This window comes from Rothia sp. 32237D007AR (genome assembly GCF_053544675.1).
In genome coordinates, this window is sequence record NZ_JBPPUO010000006.1 from 85,460 (window position 1) to 102,107 (window position 16,648).

A 16,648-nucleotide genomic window follows, 5' to 3' on the forward strand; every position below is an offset into this window, starting at 1 on the left:
TATTGAAAGAAAAATCACTTGGATTAGGGCTGTCCACACACAGCACCAGGTGACACGCACATCGCTACAGGAAGGGCCGTCTGTGAGTTCGCAGCATCGAACCAGCAGCATGGGGCTTAAAGGCAAGGCAGTAGCCACTGCCAGCGCCGTTTCAGCGCTGCTCTTGACCGGTTGTTCAGAACAGGCATCAGTGGGCTGGCTGCCTACTCAGCGTGGTGTAACCGATAACGCCGATACCATCATGAGCCTCTGGATTGGTACATGGATCGCTGCGTTGGCTGTAGGTCTAGTGACCTGGGGCCTCATGCTCTGGTGCATCATCGCCTACCGTCGCCGCAAGTACGAAACCGGCTACCCCCGCCAGGTGAGCTACCACGCTCCGCTAGAAATTTTCTACACCGCTATCCCGATTATTCTGATCGTCAGCTTCTTCACTTTCTCAGACCAGGCCGAGCGTGAAATCACCGCTCCCAAGTCTGAGACCGCAGCCGTCACCATCGAGGTCTACGGTAAACAGTGGGCCTGGGACTTCAACTACCTGGACGAAGACGTCTACTTCGCTGGTGTGCAAGCACGCCTAGACAAAGAAGGCAAAGTCGGGGTAGAAGAGACCCTCCCAACCCTCTACCTGCCCGTCGACTCAACCATCGATCTGCAGCTTAAGTCTCGTGATGTCATCCACTCCTTCTGGGTCCCTGCTTTCCTTGAGAAACGAGACACCATCCCAGGCATGACTAACCACATGTACTTCACCACCGGTTCCGAGCCCGCACGCTACCAGGGTAAGTGTGCTGAACTCTGCGGTGAGTACCACTCCGAAATGCTCTTCAACGTTGAAGTTGTCAGCCAGGAAGACTACGACGCCTACATCCAGTCACTGCGCGATATGGAGAACACTGGCCGTCTGGGTGATGAGTACAACCGTAATCCCAACATGAACACCAAGAACTAAGAGGTAACCCCGTGACTACTCCTGAGTATTCAGATGAGACAACCGGTAGCGTTGTTCCGCGGGTGGTTCCCAAGTCCAAGGGGCGAATCATCGTCAACTGGCTGACGTCCACCGACCACAAGACCATCGGGTACATGTACCTGATCGCTTCGTTTATTTTCTTCTGCTTTGCCGGTGTCATGGCTCTGCTAATGCGCCTTGAACTCTTCTCTCCCGGTATGCAGTTCCTCGAAACCAAGGAACAGTTCAACCAGCTCTTTACCATGCACGGCACCCTCATGCTGCTCATGTTTGGCACCCCGCTGTTCACCGGTTTCGCTAACATTCTGGTGCCCCTACAGATTGGTGCCCCCGATGTTGCCTTTCCCCGCCTGAATTCCCTAGCCTTCTGGTTCTTCCTGTTCGGGTCTCTGGTAGCTATCGCTGGCTTCCTCACCCCCCAGGGTGCAGCCTCCTTTGGCTGGTTCGCATACGCCCCCTTGAACAGTGCCACCTACAGCCCCTCTGTGGGTGGAGACCTCTGGGTCTTTGGTCTAGCTCTACAGGGCTTCGGCACCATCATGGGTGGTGTCAACTTCTTGACTACCATCCTCTGCATGCGTGCCCCTGGCATGACCATGTGGCGTATGTCGGTCTTCACCTGGACCACCCTGATTACCTCCATCCTGATCATCATGATCTTCCCGCCGCTGGCGTCCGCCCTGTTCGCCCTCGGCATGGACCGTCGTCTCGGTGGCCACATCTTCGACCCCGAAAATGGTGGGGCTGTGCTTTGGCAACACCTCTTCTGGTTCTTCGGGCACCCCGAGGTTTACGTTCTGGCGCTGCCCTTCTTCGGCATCGTCTCAGAAATCATTCCAGTCTTCTCCCGTAAACCGATTTTCGGTTACAAGGGCCTGATTTTTGCGACCATCGCTATCGCAGCACTGTCCGTTACAGTGTGGGCCCACCACATGTACGTTACCGGCGCGGTCATGTTGCCCTTCTTCTCTTTCATGACCATGCTGATTGGTATTCCTACCGGCGTGAAGTTCTTCAACTGGATTGGCACCATGTGGCAAGGCTCCATCACCTTTGAGACTCCTATGCTCTGGGTTATTGGCTTCCTGGTTACCTTCCTCTTCGGTGGTCTGACCGGTATTATCCTGGCCTCCCCGCCGCTGGACTTCCACCTGTCTGACTCCTACTTCGTAGTTGCTCACTTCCACTACGTCATCTTCGGCACTCTGGTCTTCGGCATGTTCGCTGCCCTCTACTTCTGGTGGCCTAAGTTCACCGGCAAGATGCTCAATGAGCGCCTGGGCAAGATCCACTTCTGGCTACTCTTTGTCGGCTTCCACATGACCTTCCTCATCCAGCACTGGCTGGGCGTTGACGGTATGCCCCGCCGCTACGCAGACTACATGCCTGAAGATGGCTTCACTTGGATGAACCAGCTTTCAACTGTAGGTTCTATGATTCTGGCAATCTCCATGATTCCTTGGTTCTGGAACATCTACACCACTGCCCGTAACGGCAAGCGCGTTGAGGTTGATGACCCCTGGGGCTTCGGTGGCTCACTAGAGTGGGCAACTGCCTGCCCGCCCCCGCGCCACAACTTCACCGCCCTGCCCCGTATTCGCTCAGAGCGCCCTGCACTTGATTTGCACCACCCTGAGCTGTCCACCAACAATGACATTGCCGCGGCAGCCCGCCAGGCTACCGCAGGCTAGGAGGCCACAGTGAAACTTCTTGCAAAGATTTTCGGTCTCATCGGTATCTTCTTGATTCCTGTGGGTATCGTCTACGGTTTCATGACTCAGTTCACCGAATGGGCTGGTTTCCCCGCCATTCTGGCAACTGCTGTGATGTGTCTTTTCCTCTGGTACTTCCTGAGCTTCACCGATAAGAAGTACCCGGAGATGCCCTATGAGGATCTTGACGGAGAAATCGCTGACGGTGCTGGTGACTACGGTTTCTACTCACCGTGGTCATGGTGGCCCCTCTTCATCGGTCTTGCCTGCACCATCGTTGTTGTTGGGCTGGCAATTGACTGGTGGATCGTCCTTATTGCCATTCCTTTCGCAGCAGCTGCTGTGCTGGGTTGGGTTTACGAGTACAGCCGCGGCGACCACGCCCACTAAAACAGCCTTATAGGTTCAACAGGGGTGGGGCCCCTCTCCCATGGGAGAGGGGCCCCACCCCTTTGCTGTGTACAGCCAGCAGCTGCTACGAGATAGTGGTAGGGCACAGGACGGCACAGGACGGCACAGGACGGCACAGGACGGCACAGGACGGCACAGGACGGCACAGGACGGCACAGGACCAGCGTCCGCCCTCCCCTCAGCACTACTGAGGCGACACGCCGAACCGTAGACAAAGTTCCTTGGCCTTTTTCAAGGTTCAGCACACCTCCGTGAGCCAGCCTCTCTCATCTTGCCCGATTGTCCTGCTTAAAGGCATGTGGGGCACCCCATCAGGGGTGCCCCACATGCTTATTGCAACCGTATTTTATTGTTCGATGGGTTCAGCTTTGTGAGAGCCAACCGCAGGTGAACCGTGCGACTCCTGGTGAGCGGCTTCGAGTTCGGCGGGAGTTACAGCAACCACGCGATCTTCGAACCAGATCTTTGAGAGACCTGCGCGGGTCTTCTCGATTAGACCTACCTTACCCTTCTTATTGGGCTGTGCAGGGATGGGTTTGGGGGATTCGAAGGAGACGAGCTCGTAGCGGCGGTATTCGTCCAGGGGCTGGTGAACCTCGATGAACTCGCCGTGGGGGAGCTGGACGACCTTACCGGTTTCGATACCGTGCAGTACGAGCTCACGGTCCTTGCGCTGCAGGGCCAGGCAGATGCGCTGGGTGATGAAGAAGCCGATGAGGGGACCGAATACGAAGGTAAAGCGGAGCCAGTAGGCGACGTCATTCAGTGAGACGTGGAAGTGAGTTGCGATCAGGTCGGAGCTTGCCGCAATCATCAAGGAGGCGTAGCCGATGATGCCTGCTACACCTACACCGGTGCGGAAGGGGGCGTTGCGGGGGCGGTCCAGGATGTTGTGAACGCGGTTGTCCTTGGTCACCCACTGCTCAATCCAGGGCCAGAAGACCATAGACATCATGACTGAGCCAGCCATGAGAGCGAAGGGCAGCAGGACGCTGAGCACCCAGGTGCCACCGAGGAATTCGAATTCCCAGGGCCAGGGCCAGACGCCGGGCCACAGGCGGAGGGCGCCATCACCGAAACCTACGTACCAGTCAGGCTGGGTGCCAGCTTGTACCGGTGAGGGGTCGTAGGGGCCGTAGTTCCAGATCGCGTTGATGGTAAAGGTCGCCCCGAGAAAGGCGATGATACCGAAGACGATGAAGAAGAAGCCGCCAGCCTTAGCTGCGTAGACCGGTCCGACGGGGAAGCCAACGACGTTGGTTTCGGTGCGGCCGGGGCCGGGGTACTGGGTGTGCTTGTGCAGTACAACCATGAACATGTGGATAGCCACCAGCAGCAGAAGCATGGCGGGGATAATCATGATGTGCAGGGTGTAGAGGCGACCAATCACTGCGGTGCCGGGGAACTCGCCGCCAAAGAAGAAGAGCGAAATGTAGGTACCGACGAGCGGGATTGATTTGAGGATGCCATCGATGATGCGCAGACCGTTACCGGAGAGGACGTCATCGGGCAGGGAGTAGCCGGTGAAGCCTGCCAGGATACCGATGATAAGCAGGGTGCAACCGACGACCCAGTTCAGTTCACGGGGTCGGCGGAAGGCGCCGGTGAAGAAGACGCGGAGCATGTGCACGGTCATTGCCATCATGAACATGAGGGCGGCCCAGTGGTGGATCTGGCGCATGAGCAGGCCACCGCGGACGTCAAAGGAGATGTCCAGGGTGGAGGCGTAGGCGGCAGACATGTGGGTGCCCTTCATGGGGACGTAGGAACCGTCGTAGGTTACTGACACCATGGTGGGGTTGAAGAAGAAGGTCAGGAAGGTGCCTGAGATGATCAGGATGACCAGGCTGTAGAGGGCGACTTCACCGAACATGAAGGACCAGTGGTCGGGGAAGATTTTGCGACCAAATTCTTTGACGATACCTGAAGCACCAACACGTTGGTCAAGGTAGTGGGCAATACGACCGGTTGAGGTTTTTGCCGTGTAATCAGATTGCATTGATGTTGACATTATGCTTCACCTGCCATTTCCTTCATGTGCTGTGCACGCTCCCAGTAGCCGGGGCCAACGGGTTCGTGGAAGTCACTTTGTGCAACCAGGTAGCCTTCTGCATCAACTGCGATGGGCAACTGGGGTAGGGCGTGCCCTGCGGGCCCGAAGATGACCTTGCATTCTTCTGCCGCGTCGAAGGTTGACTGGTGGCAGGGGCAGAGCAGGTGGTGGGTGCGCTGCTCGTACAGGGCGATGGGGCAGCCTACGTGAGTGCAGACCTTGGAGTAGGCGTAGATGCCGTCCACGTTCCAGTTTTCACGGCCGGGGGTGATTTTCTTGATGTCAGCGGGGTCCAGGCGCATGAGGAGCACAACGGCCTTTGCTTTTTCCTCTAGGTAGCCGTTCTCGTGGGTCAGGCTGGAGAGGGTTTCGGGTAGGACGTGGTAGGCAGAGCCTAGGGTGACATCTGCTGCCCTGATGGGGGTGCCGGAGGGGTCGCGCACTAGGCGGACGCCTTCGTCCCACAGGGTGTACTTGAGTACTGAGGGGTCTGCCGGGCCTAGGTCACGGAAGAGGGTGACGAAGGTGAGGGGAGCGAGGATAAGGGAACCGATGAGGGTGTTTCGAAGGAGTGGGCGTCGTTTGATGCCTGATTCTTCGATAATGGTTTCAACGATTTCTTGGGCCTCTGCGCGGTCCTCTTCAGAGGTGACCGCGTGACGCTCTTCGACCATCTCGTGGTCGGGCATGAGTGAGCGTGCCCAGTGGACGATACCGATACCGATACCGAACATGGCAAAAGCGATGCCCAGACCCAGCAGAAGGTTCTGCAGGCGAAGCATATTGTTTGCTTCGGGGTTCATGACATCGTAGAAGTTGCCGCTAACCTCTACACCGAAGTAGCCAATCCAGAAAAGCAGGGAGCCCAGCATGGAGATGACGAAGAGCAGAACTACCTGTCGTTCGGCACCCTTAGCTTTTTTGGTATCGACGTCGGTGAGTCGGGGGGCATGCGGGGGGAGTCCGGGGTTAGCGAACTTCTCCTGGTGTGCCTCCGCAGAGGTAACTACGGCGACTTCTTCATGTGCGCCGTCACTATGGTTTCCCATGTGTTGCCTCAAATCTTCCTTGGTACGAAATTTATGTGTGTGGGTGAGCTTATGCAGCTCGTGAAGTGAGCCAGAGGGTGAATGCTATGACGATGACTAGGCCGAGGGTCCAGATGAGCAGACCTTCAGATACGGGGCCGAGTGATCCCAGTTTGAAACCACCAACTGATGTGTTAACTTCCTGGGACTTCAGGTAGGTAATGACATCGCGCTTTTCTTCGGGGGTGATGTTTGCGTCGTTGAAGACGGGCATGTTCTGCGGGCCGGTTTCCATGGCCTCGTAGATGTGCTTCTCTGAAACGCCCATGAGGGTGGGGGCAAACTTACCGCGGGTTAGAGCACCACCGACACCAGCAGCGTTGTGGCACATGGCGCAGTTTGCCAGGAATACCTTTGCGCCGTTGGCAGCATCGCCCTGGGCAACATCCAGGTATTCTTCCTCGGGGATGGTGGGGCCGGCGCCAAGTGATGCAACATAGGCTGCGAGTTGCTGAGTCTGTTCATCATTGAACTGGCCGGGCTTAAGCTGGGCCTGAATGCCTTGCATCTGCATGGGCATGCGGCCGGTACCTACCTGGAAGTCAACAGCAGCGGCACCTACACCGATGAGGGAGGGGCCGTCGGCGGAGCCTTCTGCCTTGGTGCCGTGGCAGGTGGCGCAGTTAGCGAGGAAGAGTTTCTGGCCTTCTGAGATGTCTTCTGCAGTGTAGGTGGTGCTTGTAGCGGCTTGAGCCTCGTTAGTAGCCGTGGCAACTGCGTAGAGGCCACCAGATAGGAGGAGGGCAAGGGCAAGCAACACGAGAGCTGCGAGCGGATGACGTCGCTTGTGAGAAAGTGCTTTCACGTCGTTGTTCCTTTGTGTGTGCTAGTTGGTTTACTTTTAGCGGTTACCGGTTACTTAAGGAAGTAGACGATGATGAACAGGGCGATCCACACGATGTCTACGAAGTGCCAGTAGTAGGAAACAACAATTGCTGAGGTTGCTTCGTAGTGACCAAAACGCTTAGCGACATAGGCACGGCCGATGATCAGCAGGAAGGCGATGAGGCCGCCGGTTACGTGCAGGGCGTGGAAACCGGTGGTGATGTAGAAGGCTGAGCCGTAAGCACTTGATGCGATAGTCATACCTTCAGCGACAAGGTTGGCGTATTCGTAGGCCTGGACGGAGACGAAGAACGCACCCATGATGAAGGTGAGAAGGAACCATTCGACCATGCCCCATTCGCGGACATTGAAGATGGAACCGGTGCGGCGGGGCTTGAGCTGCTCAGCTTTGAAAACACCGAACTGGCAGGTAACAGAACTCAGTACCAGCACGATGGTGTTGGCCAGAGCGAGAGGGACTTCAAGCAGCGGCGTGTTCTCAGCCCAGATATCGGGGCGAGAGGCGCGCAGGGTGAAGTACATTGCGAACAGGCCGGCGAAGAACATGAGCTCGGAGGCGAGCCAAACAACGGTGCCAACAGACACCTGATTGGGTCGATTTAGAGCGGTATGCGCCGACTTACTGGGGGTATGGGTTGCAGTTGTCACATAGACATTATGTCTGTAAAACTGCCCGTGAACCAAGAGGTAAGGGGGTTTACTAGCAGGTGTGTTGTAAATTGTGGACGTTTACCCTATTATTCTGCGGGTTTTGATAGGGCATTGCCGACACGTTGTATGTAAAACTTGCGTAACTCAAAGCTTTGCCGGGCTGGTTATGACGGCTTGAAGCCTATGTGTCTTGTGAACTCGCTCGAAGGCTTAAAGAACCGTAGAATGTGAGCTATGACAGGCACCATTACATGGAAACGTATTCTTAACCAGCTCGTAGCTCAGCAGGAGCTCTCTGCAGACCAGATCACCTGGGCTATGCAAGATATTATGTCCGGTTCTACTCCGGAAGCGATTTTAGGCGCTTTCCTTCTTGGGCTTCATGTTAAAGGTGAGACTCCTGCAGAACTAGCAGCCTTAGCTCAGGGAATGCTTGATAAGGCAGAGCCTATTGAGGTAACCCGGGATGCTGTAGATATTGTGGGAACTGGGGGAGACCAGCAGAATACTGTCAATATTTCGACCATGGCCTCTCTCGTCATTGCTGGTGCTGGGGTGCCCGTCATTAAGCACGGTAACAGGGCTTCTTCGTCCTCAAGTGGTAGTGCAGATGTTCTAGCTGAGTTGGGTATTAACCTTGACTTGAGCGTTAAGGACGTTGCCGGAGCGGTTGATGCCGCTGGTATCACCTTCCTTTTTGCCCAGGTTTTTCACCCCTCCATGCGGTATGTAGCGCCGGTTCGTCGCGCCCTTGGTGTTCCCACGGCTTTTAATTATCTTGGCCCTATGACCAACCCAGCCCGTGTACGTTCCTCAGCTATTGGGGTAGCTGACCCTGCAATGGCTGAAAAGATTGCTGCAGTATTTGCATCTCGTGGTGACCACGCACTGATTTTCCGGGGTAATGATGGCCTGGATGAAATCACCATTACCGGCGCATCCCAGGTGTGGGAGACCACCGAGGGGGCAGTAGAGCATCATGTGTTAGCCCCCACTGATTTTGGTATTGAACTTGCTAGCCTGGATGATTTGCGTGGGGGAGATGCCCGCCATAACGCTCAGGTTTTTCATGAGGTACTTGATGGAGCTAGTGGCCCTATTATGAATGCGGTTCTGCTGAATGCTGCGGCGGGTCTTACTGCCTACCGTCCGGTTGATCACCGTCCTTTTGCAGAACGATTTGAGGACGCCTTGCAGGAGGCTCGCAGATCAGTAGAGACAGGCAAGGCTAAGGCTGTACTTGAACGATGGGTTTCCTATAGCAACAGTAAATAAATATCAAAGGTCGGCCCCAGATTCTCTGGGGCCGACCTTATTTCTTCAAAGACTATGATTCGTTCATTCTATGACTTACGACGCAGAGCCCACAGGATCAGACGCCAGCCAATCAAGAAGAGTAGGAGGGTGATAGCAGATACAATCACGAAGGCGGTTGCAGCGGTGTCACCAAACGATAGGCGCAGGCCGAGCCCAAGTACTAGGGTACTGACCCACATCATAAAACCTTCTAGTAGAAGGGGAAGCTGACGTCTAGATTTCACCACCCAAATACCTATATGGCCAGCACCTGCAGCTATCAGGAAAGGTGCTGCGGTAACCAGTATCTGTGATAGAGATTCATCGTGGCTCACAAGTCCAAGGGCGATAAACAAGAGGACGAGGGCCACATCGACAAGGGCACGAACTGGCTGGGAAAGATATTTACCTGAGTCAACTGAACTGCGCATAGCTTTACTCTAACGCAGTCAGGTGCCAACCGTGTTCGCAGGCATCGTGAGGGGCAAACCATGGGGCGCACTGGCGTATGGAGGGGAGTATTTTTAGGTCTACTTTACATAATGTATATTATCGGCTTTATGGATATGTAGTTGAGCTGGTCAAATTCTCTTTTACTTGACCACCAAAGGCACCTGTCATCACAGGCTAGAACTAGCAGAGAAGAAGTTCATCAGGGAGAATAGATAAAGTACCAGCACACCAACCTGTGGGAGGTAGACATGATTGACTGGTTTACTCAGAACCTTTGGGCCTTCTGGCTCACCGCTGCCCTAATTCTGGCTATTATCGAAATTCTGCTACTGGACTTCGTCTTTCTCATGATGGGTCTAGCCGCGCTGTCGGTAGCAGCAAGCACTCCTTTCATAGATTCATTTGTCTGGCAGGTTGTTCTTTTTGCGGTCATTAGCATTGCCCTGCTACTGGGTCTCAGGCCACCACTCATTAGGCGCTTCCACCAAAGTTCCCCCGATATTGCCATGAATTCTGATGGGCTCATCGGGCAAGAAGCCCTCGTAACCCAGACAGTCACCGACCAGACTGGGCTAGCCCGGGTTGCTGGTGATACCTGGACGGCCCGCCCTGAAGATAGCCAGCAGGTTCTACCTGAAGGGTCCAAAGCAACCGTAGTAGCCATCCGCGGGGCAACTGCTTACCTAACTCCCCTCAGCAGAAATTAAACTTTAACTTTAAAGATAAGGTCGTAACCTATGACAGCTCCATTACTGACAACAACTATCCTGCTCACCGCCCTTGTGCTGCTGGTTCTCATCACCCTGCTCAAGGCTGTACGCATCATCCCCCAAGCCCGCGCTGGCATCGTCGAGCGTCTGGGTAAGTACCACACCACCCTCAACCCGGGCTTCCACGTAACAGTCCCCTTTATCGACCGCGTCCTACCCCTCATTGACCTGCGTGAACAAGTCGTGTCGTTCCCCGCACAATCGGTAATTACCGAAGACAACCTGGTCGTTGGCATCGACACCGTGGTCTACTTCCAGGTCACTGACCCCAAGGCAGCCACCTACGAAATCACCAACTACATCCAGGCTGTCGATGAGCTCACCAGCGCCACCTTGCGTAATGTGGTCGGTGGCCTCAACCTGGAAGAAACCCTGACCTCACGCGATCAGATTAACACTGAGCTCCGAGGTGTTCTCGATAGCACCACCGGGCGCTGGGGCATCCGCGTTTCCCGCGTAGATATCAAGGAAATTCAGCCTCCCCTCTCTATCCAGGACTCCATGGAAAAGCAGATGCGAGCAGAACGCGACCGTCGCGCCGCCATTCTGACCGCAGAAGGCCAGAAACAATCTCAAATTCTCACCGCAGAAGGTGACTCACGCGCAGCCATTTTGCGGGCAGAAGGTGAAAAGCAGTCCCAGATTCTCACCGCAGAAGGTGATGCGAAAGCAGCAATCCTTCGTGCAGATGGTGAAGCTCAGGCTATCCAGAAGGTCTTCCACGCTATCCACGCCTCAAACCCCAGCCAGAAGCTACTGACCTACCAGTACTTGCAGACCCTGCCCAAGCTGGCTGAAGGCGATGCTAATAAGCTCTGGTTTATCCCTACCGAATTAGGCGATGCCCTGCGCGGTATCGGCAATGCCTTCTCACCCCAGGTAGATGACGGTACCCCCGAAGGTGAAGAAGATTCTCACCAGGTAACTCCCCCAGCCTCTACCCTGGTCGATACCCCGGTTATCCGCGTCACCCCTGAAGATCTCAACCCCAACCTCGATAAGCTCGATAGCGGTGTAGAAATCCCTCAGGACGGCGAGCTGCCCACCAGCGAATCTGCTCAGGGCCCAGCCCCGCACACCCCTGGCGCCTAATGGTTATAATAGATATTTGGCCTGCACGGTTTAATTCGCCTTTGAGCGCTCAAAAGCCTGCAAGCAGTTCAATCACCGTTTATGGAGGAAGAAAATGAGCGATCGCAGCTTGCGCGGTATGCGCCTGGGTTCACAGTCAATGGAAACCGAATCAGGCGTGGAGCCGGCTCCCCGCCAGCGTGTGGAATACCGCACCGAAGACGGTGAACGAGTCTTCGTAACCTTCGCTCAGGAAGCTGAAATTCCGGCAACCTGGCCCGCTAAGTCCGGCAAGGAAGCCTTCCTGGTTTCTGGCGATGGCAAGGTTGAAGAGAATACTGAGAAGCCCGTTCGTACCCACTGGGACATGCTCCTTGAGCGTCGTAGCGTAGAAGAACTTGAAGAGACCCTACAGCAGCGTCTTGAAATCTACCGGGAGCGTCACGCCCTCTAAAAGCCCTTTCTCATAAGAAGTGCCCCACCAGCTACCTGGCGGGGCACTTCTTTATCCTCGTCTTCTATCGACGCAAAGAATTATTTCTTCAGCAGTGAGCGTAGGCGCTGCGCTCGCGCGGTAAGGCCCCAGCGGGTCACCTTAGTCATGGAATCGACGATGATGTGGCCATCCATCTTTGAGCTACCAATTTCACGTTCCACAAAGGTGATAGGTACTTCTACGATCTTCAGACCGGCCTGCTCTGAGCGCCAGGCTAAATCGACTTGGAAGACATAGCCCTTAGAGTCAATACCTTCAAGGTTTAGCTTCTGCAGGGCTTCACGGCGGTAGGCGCGGTAGCCTGCGGTAATGTCTTTGACCTTGGTGCCGAGAATCAGGCGGGTATAGAGGTTGGCACCTCGGGAGAGAATCTGGCGGTGTGCCGGCCAGTTCTTGGTTTTGCCGCCGGGTACATAGCGGGACCCAATGGCCAAATCTGCGCCGCTCTCAATGACCTGCAGGAGCAGGGGTAGCTGTTCGGGCTGGTGGGAGCAGTCGGCATCCATCTCAACTAGCACATCGTAGCCAGCCTCTAGGCCCCAGTCGAAGCCTGCCAGGTAGGCCCCGCCTAGTCCGTCTTTGACGGTGCGGTGCAGTACGTTGATGTGGCTGTCTTCTGCTGCCATAGAATCGGCAAGCTGGCCGGTGCCGTCGGGGCTGTTGTCGTCGACAACCAGGATGTCGCAGTCGGGTACGGCTGCGCGCAGGCGCTCTACTACGATGGGAAGGTTTTCCTTCTCATCGTAGGTAGGAATCACGGTTAGTACTCGCATGCGGTCTCCTTGTCATGGCCAGCCCGAATGATAGGACGGCGTATAAACCAGTTTTTCATTATATAGGTAAGTGGCGTCTGAACGTCTAGCACCAGCAGGTGGTCTAGGTGATACCTAGCCCACTTTCTGCCCGCTGTGGTATAGGCCTACGAGCTTGGGGCGGGGCACATCCGGGGCGAGAACAGGAAGCAGCGGGGTGCGTCCGCGCGGGTCGGTACTCCAGGCCGAAATGCGGCTATCAGGAGTTTGCACTATCAGCTCGGTAGTTTCCCACAAGGCGCAGTGCGCCGGGGCCCCTGGCACAAGCTGGCCGGTGAAGGGGTTAGGTGCGGACGCTGCGCGGTAAACTGCACGGGTGCAGGCAGCGAAAGCGGCACGAGCTGAGACAGCATCTTCTGCATGAGTGGGGTTAACCGCCGCATTCACCAGCTCCCAGCCCAGAAGAGCTGGAAGCTGACCAGGAGTTGAGCCCAGGGTGACAGTAGCACCAGCAGCCAGGGCCTGACTGAAGGACTGTGCAGCTTGGTCGAAGTTCGTTGAGAAGCCCAGGGAAACCTGAAGCTCTTTGGCTTTGTCCAGCTCTTGCGAGGTGAGCATGGTCAGCCCTTCAAGGCTGGGGCTCAGGCGTAGGCAGGCCAGGCTATCAAGGGGCTCCAGCAGGGCCAGGTACTCCCCCACCTGCGAATTATCAGTAACCACTAGCAGAAGCTGTAAATGCTCTTCTGCAAGGCTCCCCAGCACGAGCGGGGTGAGCTGCTCCGGTGAGGTGACATAAACACCCCGGACGCCCTGGGGCAGACTACCAGCCTCATCAAGGGCAGTTACGCTCACATAGTAATCAGCTGCCACCGCCGGGTGCGGTGCCGGTAGCTCCTGAACAGAATCAGTCAGCAGCAGACGGGCATACCCGTAACCGGCAGCCGCCAGCTCCCCCAAGACGGTGGAGGCGTCCGCACCGGTCACAGAGGCAGCTGCTAGAGCAAAACTGGGGGTGACCAGGCTGCCGCCTAGCTCCTGAACGGTCATGGAGGAATCGGCGATAGAGCGGGCACCGGCGTCCTGCCCCACCCATTCCACCTGCCCCTCATTCATCACCAGGGCTGTGGCAAAGGGATCAGCTGGGCTATAGACAGAACCATCGAGCAAGACAGAAGCAGCCATCGGTGCTCTCCTTTCAAAATAACTGGCGGTCAAGCAGACTAAAGCTGGGTGGCAACCACGCCACGGCGTAGCAGATTAATAGCCGCCTCACACTGAGTACGCAGCTGGGGGTCAGATGAAGACACATGGGCAATCTGGTCAAGACTATCGATAACCTGCTTAGTCCACCGCACAAAATCACCGGCAGCCAAATCAGTGCTCTCAATAGCCTTAGCCAGACTCTTACCGCGCGCCCACTTATAGACAGGCCAGACCATACCAAAATCAGGTGAAGCGGTCTGCGGGAGGCGGTGAAGCTTTTCGGCATCATTAAGCTTATTCCAGTGCTTAAGCACGGTCATCAAGGCCTCTTCAACCCCCTGCCCAGGGTAGCGAGACAGCAGACCCAACTCATCGCGCTTAGCCTCATACACCAGGGCAGAAACCACCGCAGCAGTCGATGCAGGGTCAAGCCCCCGCAAAAAACCGTCCTCCAAGCAGAGGGAGGTCAGTAGATCTTTTTCGCCGTAGACCCGGCGCAAAGAAGCGCCACGGGCTGTCAGCACCCGGCGACCCTCAACCGTCTCAACGTAACCGTAGCTAGCCAGAAGCTGGGTGATACGCTCAAAGACCTGGGCAATGGTATTGGTGCGCCGCTCAATCTGACGGCGCAAACCGTCCGTATCACGGGAGAGACGGTACCAGCGTTCAGCCCAGCGGGCATGGTTTTCCCGGTCAGAGCACCCGTGGCAGGGGTGCTGACGCAGGGCCCGACGCAGCTCTTCAACCTTCTGCTCATCCCCACGTTCACGCTCATTAAAGTACTTCTTCTGAGACCCCGACCGGGCAGGTAGCCCCTGGTAGAGAGCCTCACGCATACGAGAAGCCATATCCCGGCGGTCCTTAGAGGTCTTACCAGTGAACTTCTTGGACACCTTAATCTTAGAAATCGGCAGAACCGGCCCATCCAGATCACGGGGGTCTAGGCGACGTATCTGCGCAGCCAAGGTCAAAACCGATGGACGCGGGTCATCAAGGGACTCTGCCCGAGACAAGACCACAGCAGGGCCCGCATTACGCCCACGCGGGATCTCAATAATATCGCCGGGCAACAAGTCAAGGACGGAGGCCACCGCCTGAGACTGCCGCAAACGGCTCCGGCCCTTCTCAGCCTTCTTCTCTAGATCTTTAAGGTCCCGGCGAATCCGGGCGTACTCGGTAAAATCTCCCAGGTGGCAGGTCATGGCCTCTTCAAAACCGGCCAGGGCCTTTTCGTTCTTCCGCACTCGAGACGCTACACCCACCACCGACTTATCAGCCTGGAACTGGGCAAAAGAACTTTCCAAAATTTTCTTAGTGCGCTCCGTACCAAACTGGGCAATCAGGTTAGCACTCATATTATAGGTGGGCTTGAAAGAGGAATTAAGCGGGTAGGTGCGCTTAGAGGCCAGACCAGCAACCTGCTGCGGTTCAAGCCCTGGCCGCCACATAACCACAGCATGACCCTCAATATCAATACCTCGACGACCAGCACGGCCAGTTAGCTGAGTGTACTCCCCCGGCGTGATATCCACATGGGTCTCACCGTTGAACTTGGTCAGCTTTTCTAGCACCACCGAACGAGCCGGCATATTGATGCCTAAGGCCAGAGTCTCAGTAGCAAAGACCATACGGATAAGCCCCTCAGAGAAGAGAGCCTCAACAACCTCTTTGAAAACCGGCAGCAGACCAGCATGGTGGGCTGCTACACCCCGCATGAGCCCCTCACGCCACTCATAAAAACCCAGCACCGCCAGGTCACTGGTCTCAAGCCCAGCGGTAGCCTCAGCAATATAGGCACGAATAGCCTGGGCCTCAGCATCGGTCGTGAGGCGAATATCGGCGTCAATGCACTGGGATACCGCAGCATCACAGCCGATGCGCGAGAAAATAAAGCAGATACCCGGTAGGAGGCCTGCCTTATCAAGGGAACGAATCATCTCCGGGCGGCTAATACGCTGGGGGCGGATGGGGGCGCTCACTCCGCTGTTACTGTTTCGGCGCTCGCGCTCATAGCCCTGGGACTGGTAGCCCTGGTTACGGCTGCGCTTCCCCTTACCCAGGCGGGAGAAGGATTTACCACCGGCACCACGGGAAGGACGCGGGCGGCGACCTACCCGAACCAGCTCGGGGTTAACCTCTGGCATGTCTGTGGCGGCTGCGGCGTCCTCAACGGTGGTGTCCCCAGCGAAGAGGTCCATGAGGTGGTGCCCCACCATGACGTGCTGCCAGAGAGGCACCGGGCGGTGTTCAGAGACGATGATGTCTGTCTGCCCGCGCACAGTATCGAGCCAGGCACCAAATTCCTCAGCGTTGGAGATTGTGGCAGAGAGGGCGATAACAGAGATGGATTCTGGCAGATGGATAATGCACTCTTCCCATACGGCCCCGCGGGAACGGTCGGCCAGGTAGTGAACCTCGTCCATAACCACATAGCCCAGGTTGGCTAGGGTGGCAGAATCAGCGTAGAGCATGTTGCGCAGCACCTCGGTGGTCATAACGACCACGGGGGCTTCGGAGTTGATGGAGGTGTCACCGGTGAGTAGCCCCACGGCGTCCTGGCCATAGGCTGCTACCAGGTCGTTGTATTTCTGGTTGCTCAGGGCCTTGATGGGGGTGGTGTAGAAAGCTTTTTTCCTTTGGGACAGGGCCAGGTATATAGCAAACTCACCCACAATGGTCTTACCTGCACCTGTGGGGGCAGCGACGAGCACACCTCTGCCGCTCTCCACCGAGGTGCAAGCATCACGTTGGAAGTCATCCAGGTCAAAGCTTAGGGTTTGTTCGAAGCGGTGGAGAACGGTTTTGGAGAAGGTGGCGCGCTCTTTAGCGCGCAGGTACTGTTCAGCGTAGCTAGCCATATAACTAATCTTAGG

15 protein-coding genes are annotated in these 16,648 nt (G+C 56.1%); 7 read left to right on the forward strand and 8 right to left on the reverse strand.

The features are described 5' to 3' along the window. The first annotated feature begins 82 nt into the window (after nt 1-82). From ctaC to ACED87_RS05650, 3 genes are read left to right on the forward strand one after another with little or no spacing between them, the layout of a single operon-like run. The gene (gene ctaC / locus ACED87_RS05640; RefSeq protein ID WP_449089689.1) at nt 83-952 is read left to right on the forward strand and encodes an aa3-type cytochrome oxidase subunit II; all 870 of its coding nucleotides are present in this window, start codon (nt 83-85) and stop codon (nt 950-952) included. 11 nt (nt 953-963) lie between these two features. Continuing rightward, complete coding sequence (gene ctaD, locus ACED87_RS05645; RefSeq protein ID WP_449082993.1) at nt 964-2,664, forward strand: aa3-type cytochrome oxidase subunit I; 1,701 nt, start codon at nt 964-966, stop codon at nt 2,662-2,664. 9 nt (nt 2,665-2,673) lie between these two features. Next, nucleotides 2,674-3,075, forward strand: coding sequence for a cytochrome c oxidase subunit 4 (locus ACED87_RS05650; RefSeq protein ID WP_449089690.1), 402 nt, complete (start codon nt 2,674-2,676; stop codon nt 3,073-3,075). 367 nt (nt 3,076-3,442) lie between these two features. On the opposite strand, the gene qcrB is transcribed toward ACED87_RS05650, so the two are convergent. Genes qcrB through ctaE form a run of 4 tightly spaced genes read right to left on the reverse strand, consistent with a single transcriptional unit; the run spans nt 3,443 to nt 7,731 of the window. After that, entirely contained in the window at nt 3,443-5,107 is a 1,665-nt protein-coding gene (gene qcrB / locus ACED87_RS05655; protein WP_449089691.1) for a cytochrome bc1 complex cytochrome b subunit, read from the reverse strand. Beyond that, nucleotides 5,107-6,198: a cytochrome bc1 complex Rieske iron-sulfur subunit gene (gene qcrA, locus ACED87_RS05660; RefSeq protein ID WP_449089692.1), complete on the reverse strand. Its 1,092-nt coding sequence runs from the start codon at nt 6,196-6,198 to the stop codon at nt 5,107-5,109. The genes qcrB and qcrA overlap by 1 nt, the downstream gene beginning before the upstream one ends. 49 nt (nt 6,199-6,247) lie before the next feature. Beyond that, nucleotides 6,248-7,042, reverse strand: a complete 795-nt coding sequence (gene qcrC / locus ACED87_RS05665) for a cytochrome bc1 complex diheme cytochrome c subunit (RefSeq protein ID WP_449089693.1) — start codon at nt 7,040-7,042, stop codon at nt 6,248-6,250. A gap of 50 nt (nt 7,043-7,092) precedes the next feature. After that, nucleotides 7,093-7,731: an aa3-type cytochrome oxidase subunit III gene (ctaE, locus tag ACED87_RS05670; protein ID WP_449083001.1), complete on the reverse strand. Its 639-nt coding sequence runs from the start codon at nt 7,729-7,731 to the stop codon at nt 7,093-7,095. A gap of 237 nt (nt 7,732-7,968) precedes the next feature. On the opposite strand from ctaE, the gene trpD reads away from it, so the two are divergent. Then, nucleotides 7,969-9,009 carry an anthranilate phosphoribosyltransferase gene (gene trpD / locus ACED87_RS05675; RefSeq protein ID WP_449089694.1) on the forward strand — a complete coding sequence of 347 codons (1,041 nt, stop codon included), beginning with the start codon at nt 7,969-7,971 and terminating at the stop codon, nt 9,007-9,009. A gap of 68 nt (nt 9,010-9,077) precedes the next feature. On the opposite strand, the gene ACED87_RS05680 is transcribed toward trpD, so the two are convergent. After that, nucleotides 9,078-9,461, reverse strand: a complete 384-nt coding sequence (locus ACED87_RS05680; RefSeq protein WP_449089695.1) for a DUF3054 domain-containing protein — start codon at nt 9,459-9,461, stop codon at nt 9,078-9,080. Between the two features lie 270 nt (nt 9,462-9,731). On the opposite strand from ACED87_RS05680, the gene ACED87_RS05685 reads away from it, so the two are divergent. The 3 genes from ACED87_RS05685 (at nt 9,732) to ACED87_RS05695 (ending at nt 11,778) form a co-directional block, all read left to right on the forward strand. Next, nucleotides 9,732-10,190 carry an NfeD family protein gene (locus tag ACED87_RS05685; protein WP_449083007.1) on the forward strand — a complete coding sequence of 153 codons (459 nt, stop codon included), beginning with the start codon at nt 9,732-9,734 and terminating at the stop codon, nt 10,188-10,190. Nucleotides 10,191-10,220: 30 nt separating this feature from the next. Next, nucleotides 10,221-11,345 carry an SPFH domain-containing protein gene (locus ACED87_RS05690; protein WP_449083009.1) on the forward strand — a complete coding sequence of 375 codons (1,125 nt, stop codon included), beginning with the start codon at nt 10,221-10,223 and terminating at the stop codon, nt 11,343-11,345. Between the two features lie 94 nt (nt 11,346-11,439). Beyond that, nucleotides 11,440-11,778, forward strand: coding sequence for an RNA polymerase-binding protein RbpA (locus ACED87_RS05695; protein ID WP_449083011.1), 339 nt, complete (start codon nt 11,440-11,442; stop codon nt 11,776-11,778). Nucleotides 11,779-11,858: 80 nt separating this feature from the next. On the opposite strand, the gene ACED87_RS05700 is transcribed toward ACED87_RS05695, so the two are convergent. The 3 genes from ACED87_RS05700 to ACED87_RS05710 all read right to left on the reverse strand — a co-directional run bounded on the left by ACED87_RS05700 (nt 11,859) and on the right by ACED87_RS05710 (nt 16,633). Beyond that, nucleotides 11,859-12,593 carry a polyprenol monophosphomannose synthase gene (locus tag ACED87_RS05700; protein ID WP_449083013.1) on the reverse strand — a complete coding sequence of 245 codons (735 nt, stop codon included), beginning with the start codon at nt 12,591-12,593 and terminating at the stop codon, nt 11,859-11,861. A gap of 114 nt (nt 12,594-12,707) precedes the next feature. After that, complete coding sequence (locus ACED87_RS05705; protein WP_449083015.1) at nt 12,708-13,754, reverse strand: hypothetical protein; 1,047 nt, start codon at nt 13,752-13,754, stop codon at nt 12,708-12,710. A 38-nt stretch (nt 13,755-13,792) separates the two neighbouring features. Beyond that, on the reverse strand, nt 13,793-16,633 hold the full coding sequence (locus tag ACED87_RS05710; RefSeq protein WP_449083017.1) for a DEAD/DEAH box helicase: 2,841 nt from the start codon (nt 16,631-16,633) through the stop codon (nt 13,793-13,795). Between the last annotated feature and the right edge of the window lie 15 nt (nt 16,634-16,648).